We start from the raw sequence: 13608 nt of genomic DNA, 5'->3' as shown, positions 1-13608 counted from the left end.
TAGGTGAGCAGGCCGCGCCGGGATGCTCGCTCCTACGAGAAGCCGTGCCCGCCCGTATGGTAGGAGCGGATCTCATCCGCGATTGCGCCGGCAGGCGCCGGCGTTCACACCATCGCGGCTCAGGCCGGCAGCTTCTCCAGGCGCCGGCGGATCACGTCCACCAGCAGGTCCGGCTGGAACTTGGAGAGGAAGTCGTCGCAGCCCACCTTGCGCACCATGGCTTCGTTGAAGCTGCCCGACAGCGAGGTGTGCAGCACCACGTAGAGCCCGGCCAGGCGCGGGTCGTTGCGAATCTCGGTGGTCAGGCGGTAGCCGTCCATCTCCGGCATCTCGGCGTCGGTGAAGACCATCAGCAGCTTCTCGTCCATGTCCTCGCCGGCGTTGGCCCAGGCCTGCAGCTGGCGCAGCGCGCGCAGGCCGTCGGTGGCCACGTGCAGCTTCAGGCCGAGCTGGCCGAGGGTGTCGCGCAGCTGGTTGACGGCGACGCTGGAGTCGTCCACCACCAGCACTTCGCGGCCACTGGTCTGCGCCAGCAGGTCGTCGTCCAGGCGTTCGGCGGAGACGCGGGTGTTCATCGGCACGATCTCGGCCAGCACCTTCTCCACGTCGATGATTTCCACCAGGCGCTCGTCGATGCGGGTGATGGCGGTCAGGTAGTGCTGGCGCCCGGCCCCGCCGGGCGGCGGCTGCACCGCCTCCCAGTTGAGGTTGAGGATGCGCTCCACGCCGCCGACCAGGAAGGCCTGCACCGAGCGGTTGTACTCGGTGACGATGATGGTGCTGCGCTCCTCGGGGCGCAGCGGGCGCATGCCGATGGCGTGGGACAGGTCGATCACCGGCAGCGTCTGGCCGCGCAGGTTGATCACCCCGCAGATCATCGGGTGGCGCTGCGGGATCAGCGTCAGGCGCGGCAGCTGCAGCACCTCCTGGACCTTGAACACGTTGATCGCGAACTGCTGCCGGCCGGCCAGGCGGAATACCAGGATTTCCAGGCGGTTCTGCCCCACCAGTCGGGTGCGTTGATCGACGCTGTCGAGAATGCCGGCCATGGGGGCTCCTGAAATCGGGATGAATAGCGTGTCGCTGTATCGGCCAGAATTCCGGCGACGAAATACTGGCGCAACGCCATCATGCCTCAGAAGCCCGTCCCGGGCCAGCCCCGGCGATCAGCCGCCGAGCAGCGGCGAATCCGCCGGCAGATGCAGGCGCAACGCCGCCGGGCGCACCTCGAAGCGCGCCCGGCGCGCCTGAAGGGGCTCGCCGTCGAGGTTGATCGCCAGGCCCTCGCCGGCCTCCAGTTCGAGCCACGGCAGGCGCGCGCGGACGAACAGTTCCTGCAGTCCGCCGCCGCTGCCGAGCAGGCTGCCCAGGGCGGACAGCATGTCGCCCGGCGCCGGCAATATGCTGACGTCGAGCAGGCCGTCGTCGGCCAGCGCCTGGGCGCACAACGGGTGCCCGCCGCCGGCCTGGCGGCCGTTGCCGATGCCCAGGGCGAGGAATTCGCCCTGCCAGTCGAAGCCCGGGCCGCGGAAGTGGCCTTCGGCCGAGTGCACCTCGGAGAAGCGGCTGATCCCGGTCAGCAGGTAGGCCGCGCCGCCCAGGGCCTTCTTCAGGTCTTCGGAAGTATTGGCCGTGACCGTGGAACCGAAGCCGCCGGTGGCCATGTTGAGGAAGATGCGCCCCTCCACCTCGCCCAGGTCGATGGGCCGCGCCGCTTGCTCCAGCAGGCCCAGCGCCGCGGCCGGTTCCAGCGGGATGCCGGCGGCGCGGGCGAAGTCGTTGGCCGTGCCCAGCGGCAGCAGCGCCAGGCTGGCCGCGGCATCGGCCCGGTACAGCGCCTCGGCCACGGCCCGCGCGGTGCCGTCGCCGCCGCCGGCGACCAGCGTCGGGTAGCCGGCCGCCAGGGCCTCGCCGACCAGGCGTTCGGCATCGCCCTCCTCCCAGGTGACCCGCACGTCCAGCCGCCAGCCGGCCTCGCGGCGCGCCAGCACCGCCGCGCGCACCGCGTCGTTGGCCGCCTGCTTGCCGTGCAGGATGAGCATCGCCTCGGGTTTCGCCATGGTCCCTCTCCCCTCCTTGAAGTCCATTCACTATGGACCATCGGACCCGGGCGCGAAGTTCAGGCCGGGTAGCCGGTGATCTCGCGGATGCTCCGGTACAGCGGCTTCAATTGCCGGTACATGCGCTGGTAGACCTCGCGGTACAGCCGCTCGTAGGTGCGCTGCGCCTGCGGGCGCGGCTGGAACACCTCACCGACGCGGGTCATGGCGGCGATGGCGGCGGCGAAGTCCGGGAACAGCCCCAGCCCCACCGCGCAGTCGATGGCCGCGCCCAGGCCGGAGGCCTCGTAGACGTGCGGGCGCTCCGCCGGCAGGCCGAAGATGTCGGCGGTCAGTTGCATGGCCGCGTCGCTCTGCGAGCCGCCGCCGGCCACGCGCAGGCGCTCGATGCGGGTGCCGGAGCGCTTCTCGATGCGCTCCTTGCCCTGGCGCAGCGCATAGGCCAGGCCTTCGAGGATGGCGCGGTACAGGTGCGCACGGGTGTGCACGTCGCCGAAGCCGATCACCGCGCCTTTCGCCTCCAGCCCCGGCTCGCGGATGCCCGGCGTCCAGTAGGGCTGCAGCATCAGGCCCATGGAACCGGGCGGCACCTGCTCGACCAGTTCGTCGAACAGCTTCTCCGGCTCCACGCCCAGCTCGGCGGCGCGCTGCATCTCGCGCAGGCCGAACTCGCGCTTGAACCAGCTGACCATCCAGAAGCCGCGGTAGATCATGACTTCGGTGTTGAAATGGTCCGGGATCGCCGCCGGGTACGGCGGGATCAGCGGGATAGTCTCCAGGTAGCGCGCGCGGGTGGTGTTGATGGTCGCCGTGGTGCCGTAGGACAGGCAGGCCACGCTGGGCTCGATGGCCCCGGCGCCGAGCACCTCGCAGGCCTTGTCGGCGCCGGCGGCGATCAGCGGCAGGCCCTCGGGGATGCCAGTGTGGCGGCTGGCCTCGGCGCTGATCGCGCCGAGCTTGGCGCCGGGCTTGAACAGCTCGGGCAGTTGCTCCTGGCGCACCTTCACCGCCTGCCATTTCCAGTCCCGCGGGGCGGCCCACTTCAGGCGTTTGTAGTCGAACGGCAGGTAGGCCACGCTGCATGCCAGGGAGTCGACGAAACGCCCACACAGACGATGGGTGAGGAAGCCGGACAGCAGCAGCACCTTGTGCGTGGCCGCGTGCAGCTCCGGCTGTTGTTGCGCCACCCAGTTGACCTCGGCCTGGCTGCGGAAGTAATCCACCGCGCCCTCGGCGCCGGCCAGCTTGAACAGCCAGCCCCAGGGCCCCTTGATGCGGCCCTCGACTTCCGCGCGGCGCTGGTCCAGCCAGAGGATCGCCGGGCGCAGCGGCTTGCCCTGCCCGTCGACATGAATCACGGTGCCGCGCTGGGTGGTCAGCGACACGCCGCGGATCAGGCTGCGGTCGATGCCGCTCTGCGCCCAGAGCAGCTGGCAGGCCTCGCCGAGCTTGGCCCAGTAGTACTCCGGATCCTGCTCGGCCCAGCCGGGCTGGCTGGAATAGTAGGCCTCCAGCTCGACCTTGCCCTTGCCCACCAGATTGCCGGCGAGGTCGAAGAGCAGCGCCCGCACGCTCTGGGTGCCGTTGTCGATGGCCAGCAGGTAGCTCTGTTCGCTCAAGGTGCGATCCTTCTCGTCAGGGGGCCTTGCCGGTGATGGGTCTCGTCGCGCCGATGGCACGGGCTCCACGTAGCATGGGTTGAGCTTGCGATACCCATCACTCTCCCCCCGGCAAGCTATAGCAGCGCCGCCAAAGCTCCAGGTAGGCGCGCTCTTCTTCATGCCAGCGCCCGTCGTCCCAGCCCAGTCGCGCCTGGCACAGCGCGCGGATGGCCGGCAGTTCGCCGGCGCCGCCGTTCTCCAGCAGCAGGCCCAGGCGCGTGCGGCGCAGCAGCAGGTCGTCCAGGTGCAGCACCAGCTCGCCTTCGGCGGCCCAGGCCAGTTCGGCCCACAGGCAGTCGCTGTCGCCCACTCGCCCGTTGCCGATTTCCGCCAGCAACCTCGCCAGTTGCGGCAGGTTGCGGCCGTGGCGGCCGGCCAGGCGCCGCCGCTGCTGCGGACCCAGGCCGGGCAGGTCGACCTCGGGCACTGCGGCAAAAATTGCTGAGCCGCTGTCCTCCAGCGTCTTGCCAAGCATGGGCGCGCAGGCCTGCAGCACTTCCAGGGCCAGCAGGCGGAAGGTGGTCAGCTTGCCGCCGGCCAGGGTCACGCAGCCGGGCTCCTGCCACAGGGCGTGCTCGCGCTTTTCGTCCGAGGGTTTCTTCTGCGCCGCGCCGCTGCTGACCACCGGACGCACGCCGGCCCAGGTCGAACGGATGTCGGCCCGGCCGATGCACGCGGCGGGGAACTGCTGCGCGCAGGCGGCCAGCAGGTAGTCGACTTCCTCCTCGCTGATGCAGGCATCGCTGTCCAGGCCGTCGCCATGGTCCAGGTCGGTGGTGCCGACCACGCTGGCGCCTTCCCAGGGGAAGACGAACACCGGGCGCCGGTCTGCCGCGTGCATGAAGCTGAAGGCGTGAGCCACCGGCAGGCGCCAGGCCGGCAGCAGCAGATGGCTGCCGCGCAAGGGGCGAATGTGCTCGTCGCCTTCCCTGCGGCGCAAGCCGTCGGCCCAGGCGCCGGTGGCCAGGGCCACCGCGCCGGCGCGCAAGGCGAAGCGCTCGCCGCTTTCCCGGTCCTCGGCCAGTAGGCCGGTCACCCGGCCGCCGTCCCGGCTCAGTTCCAGCACGCGCAGGCCGTTGAGCGCCTCGCCGCCGTCGGCACGGGCCTCGTCCAGCACGCGCATGACCAGGCGGGCGTCGTCCACCACCGCATCGGCGAAGCGCGTGCCGCCCAGCAGGCCATCCTCCTTCAGCCCCGGCGCCAGGTAGCGCAGTTGCTGCAGCGGGTAATAGAGGTGGTTGCGCTTGCCGGCCAGGGCGTCGTACACGGCCAGCAGGCCGCCGAACACCTTCGGCCCGGGGAAGCCGCCGCGGTAGTGCGGCATGATGAAGCTCAACGGTTCCACCAGCCCCGCCGCCTCGCCGAGCAGACGCTGGCGCTCGCGCACCGAGTCGCGGGTCAGGCCGAACTGGCCCTTGGCGATGTAGCGCAGGCCGCCGTGGACCATCTTCGAGGAACGGCTGGAAGTGCCCCAGGCGAAGTCGCGCTGTTCCAGCAGCAGGCAGCGCCAGCCGCGCCGGGCGGCCTCGCGGAGGATGCCGGCGCCGGTGATGCCGCCGCCGACCACGATCAGGTCCCAGTCGCGCCCGGCCAGTTCTGCCAGCGCCTGCCGACGCCAGGCGGCGTTCCACATGGCGTCAGTCCTGCAGCAGGGTGCCGGGGTTGAGCCGGCCCGCGGGGTCGAAATGGCCGGCCAGGGCGCACAGGGTGGCCATGCCCAGTTCGCCCTTCTCCAGCGCCAGGTAGGGCGCGTGGTCGCGGCCCACGCCGTGCTGGTGGCTGATGGTGCCGCGGTTCTCGACGATCGTCCGGCTGGCGGCCTGCTTGAGCCGGCGCCAGCGCTCATGGGTGGCGGCATAGCTGGACGCCGGGCGGAACACGTAGGTGGTGTAGATGCTGGAGCCTTCGCCATAGACGTGGGACAGGTGGCTGAACACGTGCACCCGCTCGCCCTCCGCCGCCAGGCCGTCGTGCAGGCTGGCCTCGATGCGCTGCATCAGGTTGTCGACGTTGCTCCAGTCGGTGGCGGTCTCCAGGGTGTCCACCACGTAGCCGGCCTGCCAGAGCGTCTCGCGCAGGTAGGGCGAGCGGAAGCGGCTGGCTTCCCACTTGCGCCCCAGCAGGGTGCCGGTGAACACCCCGCCGAAGCCCTTCAGCTGGCGCCGCGCGAGCTTCAGCGAGGCGACGTTCTGCGCGCGGCTGCCGGTGACGCCGAAGGTCAGCATGCACTTGCCCTCGCCCGCCCCGCGCCACTTCAGGTAGCGCTCCAGCCAGGCGATCTGCCCGGGATGGCCGGCCAGGGTCAGCTGGGTGCGGGTTTCCACCGCGTTGGACAGGCGCAGCATGGACAGTTGCACCCGCGCCTGGGCCAGGCTGCGGATGGCCGCCAGGCCCTGTTCCCAGGACGGCAGGAAGACCACGTAGAAGCGCTCCTGCTCGGCCAGTCGCGAGACGCGCACCTTGACCGAGGAGATGACGCCGAAGCGGCCCTCCGAGCCCAGCACCAGCTCGCGCAGGTCGGGGCCGGCGGAGGATGCCGGGAAGGTGGGGATTTCCAGCGGCCCGGCGAAGGTCTCCAGGGTGCCGCCGGCGAACAGTTGCTCGATGCGCCCGTAGCGCAGCGATTGCTGGCCGCTGGAGCGGCTGGCCACCCAGCCGCCGAGGGTAGACAGCTCCCAGGACTGCGGGAAGTGGCCGAGGGTGTAGCCGCGGGCGCGCAGCTGGCTTTCCACCTGCGGGCCGTTGGCGCCGGGGCCGAAGGTGGCCACCAGGCTCTCCTCGTCCAGCTCCAGCAGGCGGTTCATGTGCGCCAGGGAAACGGTCAGCACCGGCTTGTCGGAGGCCGGCGGGTTGATGTGCCCGGCCACCGAGGTGCCACCGCCGTAGGGGATCAGCAGGCAATCGGTGCGTTCGGCATAGCGCAGCAGTTCGCGGATCTGCTCGGCGCTCTGCGGGTAGGCCACGCCGTCGGGGAAGCGGCCGAACTCGCCCTCGCGCATGGCCAGCCAGTCCGGCAGGCTCTGGCCGCGGGCGTGCAGCAGGCGGTCCATGGGCTCGCGAAGCAGCAGCGGGTGCTCGGCCAGGCGCGAGGCCGGCACCTTGGCCAGCACGGCGTCGAGGCTGGCGTCGGGCAGCGCGAGGCCGGGGCCGATCTGCTCGGCGAGAAAGGTCCGGCCCGAGCCGGGCAGTTCCATCGAAGTGCTTTCCTCACCCCAGCCATTCCAGCGTCGCATGCCTGCCGTGCTCCTGTTCCGGTCGCTCGCAATGGCTGCCTATACTAGTCGGCCGCCCGGGCCTGTCACTGTCGGATCGGGCCAGCGCCAGTCGCCAATAGAGCCACCAGAACAAGAGCGCACCATGCACGCCCTCGGCTATACCTCCGTACCCGCCCTGCTCAAGTACCTGCGCCAGGCCGAGCACCTCGGCCTGGACGTCGACGCCGCCCTGCTGGCCGCCGACCTCACCCGCGCACAGCTGGCCGACAACAGCCAGCGCCTGCCCAGTGAAGCCCACGAACGCCTGCTGGGGTATTTCTGCGAACACGCCGACGACCCGCTGTTCGGCCTGCACGCCGCGCGCTTCGTGCAGCCGGGCTCCTGGAGCGTGCTCGGCTACATCACCATGAACTGCGCCACCCTGGGCGAGGCGATGAACCGCATCATTCCCTACGAGAAGCTGGTGGGGGACATGGGCGTGAGCCGCGTCGAGCCGGGCGACGGCCACGTGCGCCTGGTCTGGAACTGCCGCCACCAGGCCGCCGACATCCGCCGCCACATGGTGGAGAACGTGCTGGCCTCCTGGCTGCTCTATGCGCGCTGGATCGCCGATTTCGAAGGCTCGCCCGAGGAAGTCTGGTTCGAGCACGCGCAACCGGCCGGCACCGAGCTGGCCGAGTACGAGCGGCTGTTCGGCTGCCCGGTGCGCTTCGAGAAACCCTGCAGCGCCCTGCTGGTGCCGCTGCCCCTGCTGGCCTTCCCGCTGCGCCAGGCCGACGCCAACCTGCTGCGCACCCTGGAAGAACACGCCCTGGCCATGATGGCCGAACTGGACGACGACGAACCGCTGCCGCTACGGGTGAAGAACGCCCTGCGCCTGCTGATGAAGGACGGCCTGCCGCGCAAGGAACGCGTCGCCGAGCGCTTCGACATGACCGTGCGTACCCTGCAACGCCACCTGCAGCAGGCCGGCACCAGCTACCAGCAGATCCTCGACACGCTGCGCCAGGAACTGGCCGAGCACTACCTGCTGCACAGCGACCTGCAGATCCAGGACATCGCCCAGTACCTGGGCTTCACCGAGTCGCGCTCCTTCCACCGCAGCTTCAAGGGCTGGACCGGGGAGACGCCGGGGGAATACCGCCAGCGCCATCGGCCGGCGGCGGGGTGAGTAGATTCGCGGGCAGATGCCGGGAGGCACGGCATGTCCCCTGTAGGAGCAACTGTCTTGCCGGCCGCGCCGGGGTGCTCTTCGTAGGATGGGTTGAGCTTGCGAAACCCATGCGGTGGCGGTGATGGGTATCGCTTCGCTCAACCCATCCTACGGGGCCTTGTGTTTGCCGAAGGTGTAGGAGCGGGCCCTGCCCGCGATTCGCGCGCAGGGCGCGCTCCTACATGGAATGGTGCGGGTGGGGCGGCATAGGAGTGGATCTCATCCGCGAGTCGCGCCGATATCCTCGGCTATCGCGGACAAGGGCCGCGCCTACATTACCGGCGAGCACGGCTTTTCGTAGGAGCGAGCTTGCTCGCGAACAGACTCCGCTGCTGGGCTCATTCGCGAGCAAGCTCGCTCCTACGAAGAGCACCCCGGCGCAGCCGGCAAGACAGTTGCACCTACAACAGCACTTCGCTCAGAGGAATGAAGGGCACCATCTCGCCCTCTTCCAGTGTCCGCCCCTCGCGCACTTCCACCAGGCCATCGGCCCAGGCGGCGCTGCGCAGCACGCCGGAGCTCTGGTTCGGGTAGATCAGCGCACGGCCGTTCTCCAGGCGCGCGCGCAGGTATTCGCGGCGGTTGCCGGCGTGCTTCCAGGCGAAGCCGGCGGGCACCTCGAAGCGCAGCGGCGTCACCGCCTCGACGCCCAGGCGGCGCAGCAGGTAGGGGCGCGCCAGCAGGGCGAAGGTGACCAGGGTGGAGGCCGGGTTGCCCGGCAGACCGATCACCGGCGTCCCCTGGTAGTGGCCCACGGTCAGCGGCTTGCCCGGCTTGATCGCCAGCTTCCACAGCGCCAGCTCGCCAGCCTCGCGCAGGGCCGCGCCGAGGAAGTCGGCTTCGCCCACGGAGACGCCGCCGGTGGTCAGGATCAGGTCGGCGCCGCCCAGCGAGCCAAGCACTTCGCGGGTCTTCGCCAGGTCGTCGGGGAGGATGCCGGCATCCCGCACCTCGCAGCCGGAACGCAGCAGCCAGGCCTTCAGCACGGCGCGGTTGCTGTTGTAGATCTGCCCGGTGCGCAGCGGCTGGCCCGGCTCCACCAGCTCGTCGCCGGTGGACAGCAGCGCCACCCGCGGCTTGCGCCGCACGTTCAGCACGGCCTGGCCAAGCGAGGCGGCCAGGCCAAGCTCGATGGCGCCCAGGCGCGTGCCGGCGGGCAGCACCTGGTCGCCCTGGCGGGTCTCCTGGCCCTGCGGGCGGATGTGCTGGCCGAAGCGCAGCGCTTCGCGGAAGCGCACGCGGCCGTCCTCCAGCACCTCGACGTTTTCCTGCATCTCCACGCAATCCGCGCCATGGGGCACCGGCGCGCCGGTGAAGATGCGTGCGCAGGTGCCGGGTTGCAGCGGCTCGGGGGCGATGCCGGCAAAAATCTTCTGGCTCACCAGCAGCGGCTCGCCCTGCCAGTCGGCCAGGCGCAGCGCGTAGCCGTCCATGGCGCTGTTGTCCCAGGGCGGCAGGTCCAGGCCGGCCAACAGCGGCTCGGCCAGCACGCGGCCCTCGGCCTCGCCCAGGGGAACCTGTTCCACTTCCGCGATCGGTGCCTGCGCCGCCAGCGCCATCAGCCGCGCCAGGGCCTCCTCGACCGGCAGCAGGCCGGGCTTGTCGCAGCCGCTCATCCGCGGCTCTCGCAGGGCGCGGCCTGCTTCAGGTGCGGCACGAAGTTGCACGGGCGGTGGCGGGCGTCCAGTTGCTCGGCGAGGATGCCGTCCCAGGCGGTGCGGCAGGCGTTGGTGGAACCCGGCAGGCAGCACACCAGGGTACCGTTGGCCAGCCCGGCCAGGGCGCGGGACTGTACGGTGGAGGTGCCGATGTCGGCCACCGAGATCTGCCGGAACAGCTCGCCGAAGCCGTCCACCAGCTTGTCCAGCAGGCAGGTGACCGCCTCCGGGGTGCTGTCGCGGCCGGTGAAGCCGGTGCCGCCGGTGACCAGCACCACCTGCACCTGCTCCTCGGCGATCCAGGCGGCGACCTGGGCGCGGATGCGATAGAGGTCGTCCTTCAGCAGCACCCGCGCGGCCAGGTTGTGCCCGGCGGCGGTCAGGCGGTCGACGAACAGCTGGCCGGAGGTGTCGGTCTCCAACATGCGGGTGTCGCTGACGGTGAGCACGGCGATGTTCAGCGGCACGAATTCGGGCGTGGCCAAATGGCTCATGGACGGTGTCCTTGCTTGAGAGACGGGGATGCCGGTGTTATATCACAGGCCCGTTCCGGAGACCTCGCCATGCCTGACGCCACCCTGCCGCCCTGTTCCGTCCTGCTGCTCGCCGGGGGGCGCGGCCAGCGCATGGGAGGACGCGACAAGGGCCTGCTGGAATGGCGCGGGCGCCCGTTGATCAGCTACCTGCACGAACGCGTGCGCCCGCTGAGCGACGACCTGATCATCTCCTGCAACCGCAACGCCGACATCTACCGGGCCTACGCCGACCAGCTGGTGCACGACGACACCCCGGACTACCCCGGCCCGCTCGCCGGCATCCGCGCCGGCCTGCAGGCCGCCCGCCACCCCTGGCTGCTAGTGCTGCCCTGCGACGCCCCGCTGTTCGACGAAGAGCTTATCGAACGCCTACGCCAGGCCGCCGCGGCGCAACCACAGGCGCCGCACATGCTGCACGACGGCGACCACTGGGAACCGCTGTTCTGCATCCTGCCCAAGGCCCTGGCGCCGCAGCTGGAAGCCGCCTGGCAGCGCGGCGAGCGCAGCCCGCGCCAGGTCCTGCTGCCCCTGGGCGCGCGTCCGGTAGCCTGTACCAAGGGGGACCCCTGCCTGGCCAACCTGAACTCCCCCGAACTGCTGAACGGCCCGGGCTAGACAGCCGATACGCTGTCTTTCGAGAATTTACCGGGAACTTTGCCACTACTCTCCCAGTCGGAAACTCCGAACAAACCTCGATTCGTACAGGAGATATACGAATGATCAATCGCGCGCTCCCAGCTTTCCTGCTCGTCCTGGGCCTTGGCGCACTCGCTGGCTGCTCCAGCCCCAGCGTCATCACCCTGAACGACGGCCGCGAGATCCAGTCCGTCGACACGCCCAAGTACGACGACGACACCGGTTTCTATGAATTCGAACAACTGGACGGCAAACGCGTACGCGTGAACAAGGACCAGGTGCGTACCGTCAAGGATCTCTGATCCCCGACCTCCAGCACCAGGGCGCCCCGCCGGACTCCGAGTCCCGCGGGGCGTCGGCTTTTTCGGGGGGCGGAAAATATTTCTGAAAAAATTTTCGCTAACCCCTTGTGCATCAAAAGTTTTTCGGTAGAATGCGCGCCATCAAACGGAGCGTAGCGCAGCTTGGTAGCGCGTCTCGTTCGGGACGAGAAGGTCGCTGGTTCGAATCCAGTCGCTCCGACCAATTCCCGAAAAACCCGCCTTAACCGGCGGGTTTTTTATTGCCTGCGATTTTTCCCGGCAGGCATTTCCCCACCCGCGAATCACGCGCTGGGCGCGCGCCTACATGCTGTCCGGGAGAGCGTAGGAGCGGATTTATCCGCGATTCCGCCGGCAAGGCCGGCGCGCATGCCATCGCGGACGGAGTCCGCTCCTACACGTGTCTGGCTTCAGGCCTGCCCCGAACGGCGCATCGCCACCTGCGCCAGCGCCGCCCAGTCCCGCTCGCCGTCGCCCTGGGCCACCGCTTCCAGCAGGTTGTCGCGCAGCACGCTGGCGAACGGCAGCGGCACGTGGCGGCTCTGCCCCGCCGCCAGGGCCAGGCCCACGTCCTTCAGGCCGAGCACCAGGCGGAACGCCGCCGGCTCGTAGCGCTGCTCGGCGATCAGCGCGCCATAGTTGCGGTACACCGGCGCGTTGAACAGGGTGCTGCCCATGATATCCAGCAACTGCGCCGGCTCCACCCCGAAGCCCTTGGCCAGAGCCGAGGCCTCGCCCATGGCCTCGATGGCGCTGGCGATCATGAAGTTGCCGGCGATCTTCACCGCCGCCGCGCTCAGCGGCTCGTCGCCCAGCGGCCAGGTCTTCTGCCCCATCAGGTCGAGCAGCGGCTGCACTTCGGCGATGGCCTCGGCGGGCCCGGCGGCGAGGATGTTGAGCTTGCCGGCCTCGGCCACGTCGGTGCGGCCGAACACCGGCGCGGCGATGAAGGCGACGTCGCGCTGGCGATGGCGCTCGGCCAGCTCACCCACCAGGGCCACCGACAGCGTGGCCATGCTCAGGTGGATCAGCCCCGGCCGCGCCGAGTCCAGGGCGCCGCTGTCGAGGAGCACCGCACGGGTCGCGGTGTCGTCGGCGAGCATGGAAATCACCACGTCGGCATCGAAGGCCGCGACCGGGTCGGCCGCCGCCAGGCCGCCCAGGGCCAGCAATGGCTCCAGCGCCGCCGGCGAGCGGTTCCACAGGTGCACCTGGTGACCGCCGCGGATGAGGTTCGCGGCCATGCCGGCGCCCATGCCGCCAAGACCGAGGAATCCGATTTTCATAAGTGCTGTCTCCAACGAAAGGGTACGACAGCGCAAGACTGACACAGAGCAGCGCCAGGCACAGAAACGTCGGAGGAAAAATCAGCAGCGCAAAAAAGCAGCTACCTGTTCGGCGTCGAACGGCCAGTTCAGCTCCGCTCCCGTGTCACAGCGGCGCAGCACCGGGATGCTGAGGCCGTAGCGCTCGACCCATTCCTCGCGGTCGGCGATGTCGATCAGTTCCACCAGCAGGCCGTGCTCGACGAAAGGCATCAACACCGCTTCCGCCACCTCGCACAGGTGGCAACCCAGGGTTCCGAACAGTTGGCATTCAGGGCCCATCGTCTCCTCCCCCGTCAATGGCCGGCCTGGCGCAGCAAGGTTTCCGCCACCTCGCGCGCTTCCAGGGCCTGGTCGGCCGGACCGTGCATGTGCGCCATGACCAGCACCCCTTCCAGCAAATATTGCAGCTGCCGCGCCAGCTTGCCCGGTTCGTGCACGCCGAGGGCCTCCAGTTGGCGACGGAAGAACGCCTCGATGAAGCCCTTGTGCTCGGCGGCCTGGCGGTGGATCGGGTGCCCGCGGTCATGGAACTCGGCGGCCGCGTGGATGAAGGCGCAACCGCTGAAGCCGTCCTCGTGCAGGTAGCCGTGCAGGTTGTCGAAGACCGCCAGGATGGCCTCGCGCGGTGCCCGCCGCGGTGCATCGCCGAAACGCCGCAAGGTGCGCGCATGGCGTTCCTCCAGGGCGGCCATGATCAGCTCGTCCTTGGACTTGAAGTGCTTGTACAGGGTCATCTTGGCCACCCCGGACTCGGCCAGGATGCGGTCGATGCCCGTGGCGTGGTAGCCCTCGCGGTAGAACAGGTCAAGGGCGGTATTGAGCAACTGCTCGCGCTTGCTGGAAGCCTTGCTGGACGTCATGGGCACCTCCTGGGCGGTCATTATGCGCGAGGCGTCGGCGCTCTTGAACCGGCGGGCACGGGATGGCCGTATTTCGAGCTTGAACTATACAGACTTGTCTGTCTAATATTTACCGAAGCCG

13 protein-coding genes and 1 tRNA gene are annotated in these 13608 nt (G+C 69.6%); 4 read left to right on the top strand and 10 right to left on the bottom strand.

What is annotated here, in order from left to right; translation table 11 throughout:
- Window positions 1-119 precede the first annotated feature (119 nt).
- From M8R19_RS25185 to M8R19_RS25165, 5 genes are all read right to left on the bottom strand, one after another.
- Entirely contained in the window at window positions 120-1049 is a 930-nt protein-coding gene (locus M8R19_RS25185) for a chemotaxis protein CheV (RefSeq protein ID WP_074979952.1), read from the bottom strand.
- A 117-nt stretch (window positions 1050-1166) separates the two neighbouring features.
- Window positions 1167-2060, bottom strand: a complete 894-nt coding sequence (gene yegS, locus M8R19_RS25180; protein ID WP_249919251.1) for a lipid kinase YegS — start codon at window positions 2058-2060, stop codon at window positions 1167-1169.
- A gap of 59 nt (window positions 2061-2119) precedes the next feature.
- Window positions 2120-3679, bottom strand: a complete 1560-nt coding sequence (locus M8R19_RS25175) for an FGGY-family carbohydrate kinase (RefSeq protein ID WP_249919250.1) — start codon at window positions 3677-3679, stop codon at window positions 2120-2122.
- 97 nt (window positions 3680-3776) lie between these two features.
- Entirely contained in the window at window positions 3777-5354 is a 1578-nt protein-coding gene (locus M8R19_RS25170) for a glycerol-3-phosphate dehydrogenase/oxidase (RefSeq protein WP_249919249.1), read from the bottom strand.
- Between the two features lie 4 nt (window positions 5355-5358).
- The gene (locus tag M8R19_RS25165; RefSeq protein ID WP_249919248.1) at window positions 5359-6954 is read right to left on the bottom strand and encodes an FAD-binding oxidoreductase; all 1596 of its coding nucleotides are present in this window, start codon (window positions 6952-6954) and stop codon (window positions 5359-5361) included.
- A gap of 124 nt (window positions 6955-7078) precedes the next feature.
- Between M8R19_RS25165 and gliR the strand changes: the two genes are divergently transcribed.
- Window positions 7079-8107 carry an AraC family transcriptional regulator GliR gene (gene gliR, locus M8R19_RS25160; RefSeq protein ID WP_249919247.1) on the top strand — a complete coding sequence of 343 codons (1029 nt, stop codon included), beginning with the start codon at window positions 7079-7081 and terminating at the stop codon, window positions 8105-8107.
- Between the two features lie 443 nt (window positions 8108-8550).
- Here gliR and M8R19_RS25155 read toward each other — a convergent pair whose 3' ends face one another.
- Together M8R19_RS25155 and moaB are read right to left on the bottom strand one after the other, a co-directional pair.
- Window positions 8551-9765, bottom strand: a complete 1215-nt coding sequence (locus M8R19_RS25155; RefSeq protein ID WP_249919246.1) for a molybdopterin molybdotransferase MoeA — start codon at window positions 9763-9765, stop codon at window positions 8551-8553.
- Window positions 9762-10301, bottom strand: coding sequence for a molybdenum cofactor biosynthesis protein B (moaB, locus tag M8R19_RS25150; protein ID WP_249919245.1), 540 nt, complete (start codon window positions 10299-10301; stop codon window positions 9762-9764). Before moaB ends, M8R19_RS25155 begins: the two co-directional genes overlap by 4 nt.
- Before the next feature lie 69 nt (window positions 10302-10370).
- Between moaB and mobA the strand changes: the two genes are divergently transcribed.
- From mobA to M8R19_RS25135, 3 genes are all read left to right on the top strand, one after another.
- The gene (gene mobA / locus M8R19_RS25145) at window positions 10371-10958 is read left to right on the top strand and encodes a molybdenum cofactor guanylyltransferase MobA (protein WP_249919244.1); all 588 of its coding nucleotides are present in this window, start codon (window positions 10371-10373) and stop codon (window positions 10956-10958) included.
- A gap of 101 nt (window positions 10959-11059) precedes the next feature.
- Window positions 11060-11281, top strand: coding sequence for a YgdI/YgdR family lipoprotein (locus M8R19_RS25140; RefSeq protein ID WP_009621327.1), 222 nt, complete (start codon window positions 11060-11062; stop codon window positions 11279-11281).
- Between the two features lie 146 nt (window positions 11282-11427).
- Window positions 11428-11504, top strand: a tRNA-Pro gene (locus M8R19_RS25135).
- 205 nt (window positions 11505-11709) lie between these two features.
- Here M8R19_RS25135 and M8R19_RS25130 read toward each other — a convergent pair.
- The 3 genes from M8R19_RS25130 to M8R19_RS25120 form a co-directional block, all read right to left on the bottom strand.
- Window positions 11710-12585, bottom strand: a complete 876-nt coding sequence (locus tag M8R19_RS25130; protein WP_249919243.1) for an NAD(P)-dependent oxidoreductase — start codon at window positions 12583-12585, stop codon at window positions 11710-11712.
- Between the two features lie 81 nt (window positions 12586-12666).
- The gene (locus M8R19_RS25125) at window positions 12667-12906 is read right to left on the bottom strand and encodes a glutaredoxin family protein (protein ID WP_074979974.1); all 240 of its coding nucleotides are present in this window, start codon (window positions 12904-12906) and stop codon (window positions 12667-12669) included.
- 14 nt (window positions 12907-12920) lie between these two features.
- Window positions 12921-13487 carry a TetR/AcrR family transcriptional regulator gene (locus M8R19_RS25120; RefSeq protein WP_116424907.1) on the bottom strand — a complete coding sequence of 189 codons (567 nt, stop codon included), beginning with the start codon at window positions 13485-13487 and terminating at the stop codon, window positions 12921-12923.
- Window positions 13488-13608: the final 121 nt, after the last annotated feature.

Source organism: Pseudomonas sp. R3.Fl, from assembly GCF_023516765.1.
Classification (GTDB): Bacteria; Pseudomonadota; Gammaproteobacteria; order Pseudomonadales; family Pseudomonadaceae; genus Pseudomonas; species Pseudomonas citronellolis.
This window is presented reverse-complemented; position numbering and strand designations above follow the sequence as displayed.

Excerpts from the sequence above, each read along its gene's own strand:
- M8R19_RS25185 (WP_074979952.1), bottom strand. The coding sequence starts at position 1,049 with ATGGCCGGCATTCTCGACAGCGTCGATCAACGCACCCGACTGGTGGGG.
- yegS (WP_249919251.1), bottom strand. The coding sequence starts at position 2,060 with ATGGCGAAACCCGAGGCGATGCTCATCCTGCACGGCAAGCAGGCGGCC.
- M8R19_RS25170 (WP_249919249.1), bottom strand. The coding sequence starts at position 5,354 with ATGTGGAACGCCGCCTGGCGTCGGCAGGCGCTGGCAGAACTGGCCGGG.
- M8R19_RS25165 (WP_249919248.1), bottom strand. The coding sequence starts at position 6,954 with ATGCGACGCTGGAATGGCTGGGGTGAGGAAAGCACTTCGATGGAACTG.
- gliR (WP_249919247.1), top strand. The coding sequence starts at position 7,079 with ATGCACGCCCTCGGCTATACCTCCGTACCCGCCCTGCTCAAGTACCTG.
- M8R19_RS25155 (WP_249919246.1), bottom strand. The coding sequence starts at position 9,765 with ATGAGCGGCTGCGACAAGCCCGGCCTGCTGCCGGTCGAGGAGGCCCTG.
- moaB (WP_249919245.1), bottom strand. The coding sequence starts at position 10,301 with ATGAGCCATTTGGCCACGCCCGAATTCGTGCCGCTGAACATCGCCGTG.
- mobA (WP_249919244.1), top strand. The coding sequence starts at position 10,371 with ATGCCTGACGCCACCCTGCCGCCCTGTTCCGTCCTGCTGCTCGCCGGG.
- M8R19_RS25140 (WP_009621327.1), top strand. The coding sequence starts at position 11,060 with ATGATCAATCGCGCGCTCCCAGCTTTCCTGCTCGTCCTGGGCCTTGGC.
- M8R19_RS25130 (WP_249919243.1), bottom strand. The coding sequence starts at position 12,585 with ATGAAAATCGGATTCCTCGGTCTTGGCGGCATGGGCGCCGGCATGGCC.
- M8R19_RS25125 (WP_074979974.1), bottom strand. The coding sequence starts at position 12,906 with ATGGGCCCTGAATGCCAACTGTTCGGAACCCTGGGTTGCCACCTGTGC.
- M8R19_RS25120 (WP_116424907.1), bottom strand. The coding sequence starts at position 13,487 with ATGACGTCCAGCAAGGCTTCCAGCAAGCGCGAGCAGTTGCTCAATACC.